This window comes from Alkalihalophilus pseudofirmus OF4 (genome assembly GCF_000005825.2).
GTDB classification, from domain to species: domain Bacteria; phylum Bacillota; class Bacilli; order Bacillales; family Bacillaceae_D; genus Alkalihalophilus; species Alkalihalophilus pseudofirmus.
Map to the genome: position 1 here is coordinate 535,440 of NC_013791.2, position 11,128 is coordinate 546,567.

The following is an 11,128-nucleotide window of genomic DNA, read 5'->3' on the forward strand; positions in this document are numbered from 1 at the left end:
GTAAAGAATGGGTGGTTGCATGTTGAAAACAGATGTACTAATCATTGGCGGGGGACTGGCAGCCGTCGTCTGTGCATTGAAGCTCGTTGACCGCTATGAAGTAACAATAGCTATGAAAGGGTCGATCGAAAATGGAAATTCATGGAGGGCTCAAGGAGGAATTGCGGCAGCATTTTCATCTTTAGATCATCCATTTATTCACTATAAAGACACGATGAAGGCTGGTTGTAATCAAAATAATAAGCAGTTAGTAGAAATGCTTGTCAAAGAAGGGCCAAGGCGGCTGAGAGGTTGGATGAAAGAAGGACTTACCTTTGATCAAACGATGGATGGGGAGCTTCTCCTCGGTCAAGAAGGAGCCCATTCGATCCGGCGAATCGTACATAACCAAGGGGATCAGACAGGCAAAGTCTGCATGAGTTATTTTTGGAGTAAACTGCAGCAAAAAAAGGTCCGTATTCTATCACATTATCAAGCGATTGATTTAATTGCAGAGAATGAGGTTTGTGATGGTGCCTGGTTTAAGAATAAGCAAAATGAATTAATAGAAGTCAGAGCCTCTGCAACTATCCTAGCAACAGGTGGAATTGGAGGATTATACGAAGCGACAACGAATGATCCATCTTTAATAGGCGAAGGTTTAGTAATGGCTTATAGAGCAGGTGCTATTTTGAGAGATTTAGAGTTTATTCAGTTCCATCCTACGCTCATTTATTCACAAGGAAGGACTGCGGGATTAGCATCAGAGGCTTTAAGAGGAGAAGGAGCTCGGCTTGTGGATCAAGAGGGTACTCCTATTATGGAGGGAAGAGACGACCGTGGTGACCTTGCCCCAAGAGATGTGGTGGCACGGGTAATTTACGAGTATACAAAAAAAGAGGAGCCCATTTTCTTAGATATTTCACCCATTCCTAACTTTAAAGATAAATTTCCTCAGATTACCAGCTTATGCAATCAAGCTCAAGTTGATTTAGAAAAGCAGCTTATTCCTGTATGTCCAGGCGCACATTTTCATATGGGCGGAGTGGAGACGAATGCGAACGGGGCCACTTCTATAGCAAACTTATATGCGGTAGGAGAAGTGAGCGGGAATAATGCTCACGGGGCAAATAGGCTCGCAAGCAATTCGCTGTTAGAGGCTCTTGTATTCGGTGAACGTTTAGGAGAATTCCTTTTGAGCCAACCGCTTAAAAGAGAGCTGACTAGGGACCATAATCGATATATTCGTGCTGAGGAAGTCGATGACCCTTCTGCTTTGCCTTCTAAAAATGAGTTGAAACGCAAAGTAACACAAGCTTTAGGCATTACCCGCACCAGCCACGATCTAGAACAGTTACTTTCATGGTTAGGCAGCTTTAGACAATTTGATCAAGACGTATACAGGCGGGTGAATTGGACGAGAGAACAAATAGAAATAGATACGATGTGTACTGCTGCAATGCTGATTGCCAAGTCTGCACTAGCACGGAAAGAGAGCTTGGGAGCACATTTTCGAAATGATTCACAAGAGATAGGCAGGATGCCAATGAACCCCCAAGCTATGATGCAGGCAAGAGGCGATATATGGGCAAAACCTGTGAAGGAGAAGGAGAGGGTGTTGAAGTGAACAAACTTATGTTAAGGGAGCAATTAATTCAGTTTTTTTCAGAAGATATCGGACATGGAGATCTAACATCAGAAGCTATCTTTGATAATGAAAAAGGTAAGGCTTATTTTCTGGCAAAGGATGAAGGGATTTTTTGCGGAGAAGAGGTTATTTTTTCTGCATATCAGTTATTCGATCCTGCTATTGAGGTGATTATGCACAAGAAAGACGGGGATGCAGTCAGGGGTGGCGAGATAATCTGTGAAGTCTATGGGAAAGCTCGTGATCTATTAACCTCTGAGCGAGTGATCTTAAATATCATTCAGCGCCTTTCAGGGATTGCCACAGAAACGAACAAAGCGGTTAAGAAAATGGAAGGAACATCAATTCGAATTTGTGATACACGAAAAACAACACCAGGTCTACGCATGCTAGAAAAACACGCGGTAACATGCGGCGGCGGGTTTAATCACCGTTTTGGGCTGCATGATGCTGTGTTAATAAAAGATAATCATATTGCTCAATGCGGAGGAGATTTAGATACGGCCGTGAAACGAGTAAAAGAGAAGCTCGGCCATATGGTGAAAGTTGAAGTAGAGGTTGAGTCGCGTGAACAGGTAAAGAGAGCCGTTGCATCAAACGTAGATGTGATTATGTTTGATAACTGTTCTCCAACTGAAGCAAAAGAATGGAGAAAGCTTGTTCCTGATACCATAGTGGTCGAATTATCAGGAGGGATTACGCTTCATCAATTAGAAGAGTATGTTCACACAGGGGTAGACTATATTTCGATGGGGGCCCTGACGCATTCGGTTAAGGCGTTAGATATCAGTCTGGATGTTTCAGTGAAAGAAGGTGTGTCCCATGCTTAAGATGGATCTTTTTTCAAAAGCAGGCCCAACAATCCCAGCGTATTACAAACAAATGAGCGACCAAGATTTAATAAAAAGAGCATCCTATATAAAAAGTGAGCTCGGTGATACGTTGTTTATTCCTGGTCATCATTATCAAAAAGACGAAGTCATTCAATTTGCTGATGTGACAGGTGATTCCCTGCAGCTTGCAAGGCTGTCTGCTTCCAATCAGACAGCACGTTACATTGTGTTTTGCGGGGTTCATTTTATGGCAGAAACAGCAGATATCTTAACGAATGACGAACAAACAGTCATTCTCCCTGACATGCGGGCGGGCTGTTCGATGGCCGACATGGCAACAAAAGATCAGACAGAATCTGCATGGGAAAAATTAACCGACGAATTTGGAGATACGATAATCCCGTTAACCTATGTGAATTCTTCGGCTGAAATAAAAGCATTTGTTGGCAGGAACGGGGGAGCGACGGTAACCTCTTCTAATGCAAAAGCGATGCTTGAATGGGCTTTTACAAAAAAGAAACGCATATTATTTCTGCCTGATCAGCACTTAGGGAGGAATACGGCATATGAACTAGGGATTCCCCTTGATGAGATGGTCATATGGAATCAACTAACTGAGGAAGTAGAAGGCTCTTGTAAGAAGGATAAAGTGAAAATGATTTTATGGAAGGGACACTGCTCGGTTCATGAGAAGTTCCGCCTAGAACATGTACACAAGATAAGAGCAGAAGAGCCTGAACGTAAAATCATTGTTCATCCGGAGTGTACATGGGATGTGGTTGATGCGAGTGATGATGCAGGTTCCACAAAGTATATCATTGATCAAATCAAAGCGGCTCCAAAGGGGACAAAGTGGGCAATCGGAACGGAAATGAATCTAGTGAATCGATTAATGAACACGCATCGAGATCAGTCCATCCGCTCACTTAATCCTGATATGTGCCCGTGTTTAACAATGAACCGGATTGATCTTCCTCATTTTGTATGGACGCTTGAACAAATAGCAGAAGAACAGCCTGTAAATGTCATAAAAGTAGACGAAGAAACAGCCCAATCGGCTAAACTGGCTATTGAGCGGATGTTTACTTGTGTATAAATACATTAAGGAAAGCTGCAGATTAAACGAGTCTGCAGCTTTTTTGTCAGTGATTTTTTTAGTGAAACGAAAGATTTATGATTAACCTTTATGTAAGAAGCGTGATATAATGGCATAGTTTTTATACAAGAAGGGGTGGCAAGGAGGAGTAAGATGAGAGAAACAAAAACATTAAAAGAGAAGCTTCAGCTGTTCCTTGTTGTTATGATGCCGATTCTCATTACACAATTAGGGCTGTATGCCATGAACTTTTTTGATACCACAATGTCCGGTCAGGCCGGTGCTGAAGATTTAGCTGGTGTGGCCATTGGTTCGAGTTTATGGGTGCCCGTATTTACTGGGTTAAGTGGTGTTCTCTTGGCGCTGACGCCGATGATCGCTCAAAATATCGGTGCAGGTAATAAAGAAGAAGTGCCGTATACAGTCGTTCAAGGCTTGTATTTATCGATTGCTGTATCAATCGTCATTATTATAGGCGGAGGTCTAGTGCTTGAGCCGATCTTAAATCTAATGTCATTAGAAGCAGAAGTGCATCGAGTGGCTTATTATTATTTAGTCGCACTTGGCTTTGGTGTCATACCTTTATTTATGTACACCGTGCTGCGCTGTTTTATTGATTCTCTTGGCCAAACACGTGTGACGATGTTTATTACGCTTTTGTCGCTGCCGATTAACGTGTTCTTTAACTATGTCCTTATTTTTGGTGCGTGGGGCTTTCCGCGTTTAGGAGGAATTGGAGCCGGGGTTGCTTCAACGATTACTTATTGGAGCATACTCGGAATTACGATTTATTTCATTGCTCGTGTACAGCCTTTTTCAACGTACCAGATTTTTAAAAAGGTATATAAAGTATCATTTGCAAAATGGAAAGAGCTTTTAATTTTAGGGCTTCCTATTGGTTTTACCATTTTCTTTGAAACGAGTATTTTCGCTGCCGTTACGTTATTAATGAGTGAGTTTAACACGGCCACTATTGCAGCACATCAAGCTGCGATTAATTTCGCTTCCTTCCTCTATATGATCCCATTAAGTTTTGCGTTCACTTTAACGATCGCGGTTGGGTATGAGGTAGGCGCTAAACGATTTGATGACGCAAAGCAGTATAGCAAAATGGGGATATGGATGGCGCTCGGCATGGGTGTCATCGCGGGTCTTATCATTTATGTCATGCGAGGACCTGTATCAGGGCTCTATACAAATGATCCGAATGTTGCGCGGTTAATTCAACAGTTCCTTATTTATTCGATATTCTTCCAATTGTCTGATGCACTTGCTACACCGATACAAGGGGTGTTACGCGGTCATAAAGATGTTAATATCCCATTTGTAATGGCGCTAGTTTCGTTTTGGCTGATCGGTCTTCCTACAGGATATATCCTTGCCAACTACACAGAGTTCGGTCCGTTTGGATATTGGATCGGTTTGATAACAGGCCTTGCCGTATGTGCAGCTGCTTTATTATGGAGATTATATACAGTTGAGAAACGAGCGAAAGTTCAATTAGAGAGGTAAGAGAAAAGATGAGTGCGCGTTGATTGCGATGGGTCAGGGTGGATTGTATTATTTGAGTCTGTTTATGTGCCTGTAGGTGAGGTGAGTGCGCTTATTCATCGTGTAATTCGTCACTTGCTGAGTCTTATGTGTCAATCTGCTCTAATTGCGCCGGTTCAAGAAGTCTATTGCGTCACTCTCAGACGGAATTGTATCGTACTATCCATTAATTGCGTCACTTCATTTCATTCTCTTCACCCTAATAAAAAGGAGCTGTCCCTAAACCGGGCAGCTCCTATTTAGTTTAATGTGATATGTGAGTCGCGATGCTGGTATATTCCATCAAGCTTCTCGCCGATATCTTCTTCAATTTCCTGATTAGAAGGGAGTTCATCATAACTTTCGATAATCGTAAAGCTCTCAAGACAAAGGAGATGATAAGGATACTTCTCTCCTTTATCCTCAATAATCGCATAGAGCTTATTACTCTTCGTACTAACAAGATCCCCGACTTCTTTCACTGAGCGCTTTCGATTAATCGTAATGTTCATGAGTTTACCCTCCTAAACGTTTTTTCAACAGGGTATCCACATTGTATTGTTTTTATACGTTATTTCTTTTTCTTTTCGTTGGATTTGTTCCCGCCGTTATCAATCATTTCACTTGCTACTTCCTGATTGAACATGCTCTCAGTCGGAGTTTGGTTATTTGTTACGGCTTTATTGTGCTGTTTATTTCGTTTTGTCATGGGTGATGCTCCTTTCAGTTTGTGATATGCATTTGATTGTATAAAAAGTGTTTCATTGTTACTATTTGATTAAATGGAAAACTTATACGAAGAAGGTGTCCCTATGGCAAAAAAGAAATATTACGTGGTTTGGAATGGACGAAAAAAAGGAATTTTTACGACTTGGGCTGAATGTGAGGCGCAAGTGAAAGGTTTTACAGGAGCTCGTTTTAAATCCTTTCCAACAGAGGCGGAGGCTAAAGCGGCATTTAGCGGCGGGGCGTCTGCATCCTCTAGTTCAAAGACAAAGAGTAAAGCAAAAACTTCCTCATCAAAAAAGGAAACCGATGTAATCGCTGAAGTCAATTGGGACAGCATTTCTGTTGATGTTGGATGCCGGGGAAACCCTGGAATTGTTGAGTATAAAGGGGTACATACACAAACGGGAGAAATACTGTTTGCACATGATGAGATCCATATCGGGACAAATAATATGGGAGAATTTTTAGCAATTGTACACGGGCTTGCTTATTTAAAGGAACACGGACTGACCAAGCCAATCTATTCGGACTCTCTTACAGCTATTAAATGGGTAAAACAAAAGAAGGCAAAGTCTACACTTGACCGTAACGAACGGACGGCTTATATTTGGTCGCTTGTCGACCGTGCAGAGAAGTGGCTTCAAGAAAATGAGTATGATACGCCGATACTGAAATGGCACACAGAAAAATGGGGAGAGATTAAAGCAGACTACGGGCGCAAATAAAGGTATAGTAAGAATGAGATGATGTTATTACATGTTAGGGGGACTTTAGCGATGTTTACGTCTTTACGAGAAAAACAAAAGCATTTCTTCTATACAGGACAGACAAAAGAGTATGCCTTTAGAAAAAAACAGTTAGAGCGCTTAAAAGAGGCGATTCAAACAAATGAAGCAGAGCTTTTAGAAGCGTTAAAGCTCGATCTAAATAAAACGAATGAAGAAGCTTTTTTAACAGAGCTTGGACCAACCTATCAAGAAATTAATCATACATTAAAGCATTTAAAAGAATGGATGGAGCCGGAGAAAGTGAAGACACCAGCTTCTCATGTTGGTTCAGTTGGGAAAATACATTATGAACCTTACGGAGTGGCGTTAATCATTGCCCCTTGGAATTATCCGCTCCAATTAGCGCTTTCTCCATTAGTGGGAGCTATATCTGCAGGGAACTGTGCGATTGTCAAACCATCAGAATTGACTCCGCACACATCAAAAGCAATAGCAAAGCTTCTAGATCAAACATTTGATGAGGCCTTTGTTAAAACTGTTGAAGGGGCCGTCGATGTCAGCCAGGCTTTGTTAAAAGAGCCGTTTGACTATATTTTCTTTACGGGAAGTGTTGGTGTCGGAAAGATTGTGATGGAAGCCGCTTCAAAGAACCTGACGCCTATTACTCTCGAACTCGGCGGGAAGAGTCCTGCCATTGTTCATGAAGATGCGAAGCTTGATCTTGCTGCTAAACGAATCGCGTGGGGGAAATTCCTTAATGCAGGTCAGACCTGTGTAGCGCCTGACTATGTCCTTGTGCATGAGAGAGTCTATCCAGCCTTTCTGAAAAAGGTTAAGAAACATACGAAAGCGTTATTTGATAAGGCTTTACTAAAAGGAACGTATCCTCAAGTGGTCAGCGGACGCCATCTAGAGCGGTTAGCTGGATTCCTCTCAGATGGACAGGTCGAACTTGGCGGGCAGTACAATAAGGAATCACGCACTTTAACACCGACCATTCTAACAGAAGTAAATTGGGAAGCGTCTATCATGCAGGAAGAGATTTTTGGACCGATTCTTCCTATTTTTACGTATCAATCGTTGGATGAGGTATTAGATAAAGTAAGAGACAAAGCGAATCCATTAGCCTTATATGTATTTACTGAAAATAAAAAAGTTGAAGCCCTGATTACAGAAAACCTCTCCTTTGGCGGCGGTTGTATTAATGATACGGTTATGCATTTAGCTACCCCGTATTTGCCGTTCGGCGGTGTTGGAGAGAGCGGGACGGGTGCGTATCATGGGGTAGAAAGCTTCCGTACCTTCTCTCATCGTAAGAGTATTTTAAAGCAATCAACTAAGGTGGATCTGCCTCTTAGATATAAACAAGGTAAATTGACGATGAAAGTACTGCGTAAATTATTTAATTAAACAAGTAAGAAATCAGTGTTGAAATAAGAAGATAGGCAGGGGAACTAGATGAAAGACAGTCATTATGATGTGATAGGGGTCGGAATAGGGCCGTTCAATTTAGGGCTCGCTGCATTACTAGAAGAAAACACCGAGATAAAAGCAGCATTTTTTGATAAAACAGAGGTGTTTCAATGGCATCCTGGCATGCTGCTTGAGCAGTCGGATCTTCAAGTCCCTTTCTTAGCAGATCTCGTCACATTAGCAGATCCGACAAGCAAGTATAGTTTTCTTAACTACCTGCATGTGCATAACCGGATGTATCAGTTTTATTTCTTTAAACGCTTTGATGTGCCTAGAGTAGAATATAATGACTATTGTCAGTGGGTCGTATCAGAGCTGTCCACGCTTCATTTTGGAAAAATGGTCACATCAGTGGAGTACGATCGTGATCATAAGCTTTACAATATTGAGGTGCAAGATGTACAGACGGGTGAAGCGACCTCCTATACAACAGCTCATATTGTTATGGGAACGGGCAGCACACCCTTTATTCCCTCTCCAATCGATGAGAAATTAAATGAAGATGTCATTCATACGAGCCGCTATAAGCATTATGAAAAAGAATTTAAAGAATCAAGAAGTGTGACAGTTGTAGGGTCTGGGCAAAGTGCGGCAGAAGTATTCTATGATCTGCTGCTTACTCAGCGGGAAAATAACTATCAATTAACATGGTTTACTCGTTCGCCAGGCTTCTTTCAGCTTGAAGCGGGGAAACTTGGACAAGAGGTATTTTCACCAGATTATGTTCAGTATTTTCATGAGCTTTCTTACGAGAAAAGAAAAGATGCTCTGCCGATGCTTGGCGGGCTGCGTAATGGCGTAGAAGCAGAAACCCTGCATGCCATTTATGATTTGCTGTACCACCGTTCTATTAGAAGAGAAGACCCAGCAGTAATGATCCAGGCGATGACTTCTGTGAATGATGTTATCAAAAAAGAACCGATGAGATACGAGTTAATGTGTGAACAATGGCAGCAAGAAGAAGAATTTACACATGAAACAGAGAAAGTTGTGTTTGCAACTGGCTATAAACCTCATCTTCCGGATTGGCTTCTCGATATGAAAGATGAATTTAAATGGGAAAGCGAGAAAGAATTTGCTGTAACTAATGATTATCGTCTTAAGTTTAATGATGAACGTGAAAATCATTTATTTGTACTTACGAATCTTGAGCATTCGCATGGTGCAAGTGCAACGAACCTAGCTTTATCTGTTCGTAGAAATCAAACGATTATCAATACCATTACAAGAAATGAGATTTTCTCTCTAAATAACGATACGGTTTTTCAACAATTTGATCGAAAAAATGAAGGAGCACAGCCTAAGGCTGTGCTCCTTTTTTACGTTCTGTTAAGTGGAGGAGTTATCAATAATATTGACTGATTGATAAAGTGAGTTAAATCGATTAATGAATAAGAGGTTGTGTAAAGTATCCACCAAGCCATATAGCTAGAAGAAAGAAGAGGATATTTATTAATGTTAATTATTTAATTAAAATTATTATTAATAATTATTGACATTGAGGTTTGCTCTGAGTACAATGATAACTGTAATCAATTAATAATAATTATAAATAAGTAGTTATTATTACAATAGCTTCTGAAAAGTAGAAATAAAAGTTAGATACATGACCTTTATTTAATCAGGTTCAATTAGGAGGAATTGCAACGATGAAAAAATTATCGACAAACCAAGGTGCCCCAATTTATGACAACCAAAATTCTCGTACAGCAGGTCAACGCGGTCCGGCGCTGCTTGAGGATTATCAATTGATTGAAAAGCTTGCTCATTTCGATCGTGAGCGTATTCCTGAGCGTGTCGTCCATGCTCGCGGTGCAGGAGCTCATGGTGTATTTAAAGTAACACACAGTCTAAAGCGTTTCTCTAAAGCAGCTGTATTTCAAGAAGGAGCCCAAACGGCTGTATTCGCTCGTTTCTCAACCGTTATACACGGTCAGCATTCACCTGAAACATTACGTGATCCGCGTGGATTTGCGGTGAAATTTTATACTGAAGAGGGAAACTGGGACTTTGTAGGTAATAATTTGCCGGTGTTCTTTATACGAGATGCAATGAAATTCCCTGACATGGTTCATTCATTGAAGCCAGACCCACGTACAAATCGTCAAGACCCAGACCGTTACTGGGATTTTATGACGCTTCGTCCTGAGTCTACAAATATGTTAACCCACTTGTTCTCTGATGAGGGGATTCCAGCCAGCTACCGCCACATGCGCGGGTCAAGTGTTCATGCATTTAAATTGATTAATGAGTTTGGAAATACCGTCTATGCTAAATTCCGCTGGGTACCAAAGCAAGAGGTGAAAAATCTATCAATGGAAGAAGCGGCTGAAATTCAAGCTGAGAACTTCAACCATGCATCACAAGATTTATATGAATCGATTGAGAATGGGGATTATCCGGAATGGGACCTTTATGTTCAGATTCTAGATCCAGCTGATATGGACAAGTTTGACTTTGATCCGCTTGATGCGACAAAAGATTGGTTTGAAGAAGATATTCCTTATCAATTAGTTGGAACAATGACATTGAATAGAAACCCGGAGAATGTTTTTGCTGAAACCGAGCAAGTAGGATTCAACCCTGGTGTGGTGGTTCCTGGTATCGAGCCATCTGAAGATAAACTGCTGCAAGGCCGACTATTCTCATACTCAGATACACAGCGCTACCGCGTTGGACCTAACTATATGCAGCTGCCAATCAACTGCCCGTTTGCCCAAGTAAACAACAACCAGCGTGACGGGGCAATGGCTTTTAAACAGCAGCCGGGTCATATCAATTACGAACCTAACCGTTATGCGGATACACCGAAAGAAGATGGCGCTCATACTGATCCTATGATGCCTGTTCAAGGGATGGCAGGCCGTCAGCCGATTGATAAGCCAAATAACTTTGGTCAAGCAGGTCAAGTATGGAGACGTTACTCTAAAGAAGAACAGGATGCCGTTATTAAGAATATGACAGCCGACCTTCAGGGAGTAGCAGAACAAACAGTCATGCTTGCGATCTGCAACTTCTACCGAGCTGATGAAGAATTTGGCCAGCGTTTAGCAGATTCACTAGGTAAAGATATTACGCCGTATGTAGAGAAGTTGAAGCAGATGTAAGAAGA

10 protein-coding genes are annotated in these 11,128 nt (G+C 41.5%); 8 read left to right on the forward strand and 2 right to left on the reverse strand.

Translation table 11 applies throughout. From position 1 onward, the window contains the following. Nucleotides 1-19: 19 nt before the first annotated feature. From nadB to BPOF4_RS02680, 4 genes are all read left to right on the forward strand, one after another. Entirely contained in the window at nucleotides 20-1,606 is a 1,587-nt protein-coding gene (gene nadB / locus BPOF4_RS02665) for an L-aspartate oxidase (RefSeq protein WP_158305546.1), read from the forward strand. Further along, a complete protein-coding gene (gene nadC / locus BPOF4_RS02670) occupies nucleotides 1,603-2,457 on the forward strand; it encodes a carboxylating nicotinate-nucleotide diphosphorylase (protein WP_041822566.1) in 855 nt (284 codons plus the stop codon). Before nadB ends, nadC begins: the two co-directional genes overlap by 4 nt. 1 nt (nucleotide 2,458) lies before the next feature. Continuing rightward, entirely contained in the window at nucleotides 2,459-3,556 is a 1,098-nt protein-coding gene (nadA, locus tag BPOF4_RS02675) for a quinolinate synthase NadA (RefSeq protein ID WP_012957518.1), read from the forward strand. A gap of 153 nt (nucleotides 3,557-3,709) precedes the next feature. Then, nucleotides 3,710-5,068 carry an MATE family efflux transporter gene (locus tag BPOF4_RS02680; RefSeq protein WP_012957519.1) on the forward strand — a complete coding sequence of 453 codons (1,359 nt, stop codon included), beginning with the start codon at nucleotides 3,710-3,712 and terminating at the stop codon, nucleotides 5,066-5,068. A 278-nt stretch (nucleotides 5,069-5,346) separates the two neighbouring features. Here the strand turns inward: BPOF4_RS02680 and BPOF4_RS02685 are convergent, their stop codons facing one another. Beyond that, nucleotides 5,347-5,598 carry a hypothetical protein gene (locus BPOF4_RS02685; RefSeq protein ID WP_012957520.1) on the reverse strand — a complete coding sequence of 84 codons (252 nt, stop codon included), beginning with the start codon at nucleotides 5,596-5,598 and terminating at the stop codon, nucleotides 5,347-5,349. A 59-nt stretch (nucleotides 5,599-5,657) separates the two neighbouring features. Further along, a complete protein-coding gene (locus BPOF4_RS22400; RefSeq protein WP_012957521.1) occupies nucleotides 5,658-5,795 on the reverse strand; it encodes a hypothetical protein in 138 nt (45 codons plus the stop codon). Between the two features lie 103 nt (nucleotides 5,796-5,898). On the opposite strand from BPOF4_RS22400, the gene rnhA reads away from it, so the two are divergent. The 4 genes from rnhA (at nucleotide 5,899) to BPOF4_RS02705 (ending at nucleotide 11,123) form a co-directional block, all read left to right on the forward strand. After that, entirely contained in the window at nucleotides 5,899-6,540 is a 642-nt protein-coding gene (gene rnhA / locus BPOF4_RS02690; RefSeq protein WP_012957522.1) for a ribonuclease H, read from the forward strand. A gap of 51 nt (nucleotides 6,541-6,591) precedes the next feature. Further along, a complete protein-coding gene (locus BPOF4_RS02695; RefSeq protein ID WP_012957523.1) occupies nucleotides 6,592-7,953 on the forward strand; it encodes an aldehyde dehydrogenase in 1,362 nt (453 codons plus the stop codon). Between the two features lie 48 nt (nucleotides 7,954-8,001). Next, nucleotides 8,002-9,378, forward strand: a complete 1,377-nt coding sequence (locus tag BPOF4_RS02700; protein WP_012957524.1) for a lysine N(6)-hydroxylase/L-ornithine N(5)-oxygenase family protein — start codon at nucleotides 8,002-8,004, stop codon at nucleotides 9,376-9,378. A 287-nt stretch (nucleotides 9,379-9,665) separates the two neighbouring features. Beyond that, nucleotides 9,666-11,123, forward strand: coding sequence for a catalase (locus BPOF4_RS02705; RefSeq protein ID WP_012957525.1), 1,458 nt, complete (start codon nucleotides 9,666-9,668; stop codon nucleotides 11,121-11,123). Nucleotides 11,124-11,128 lie beyond the last annotated feature (5 nt).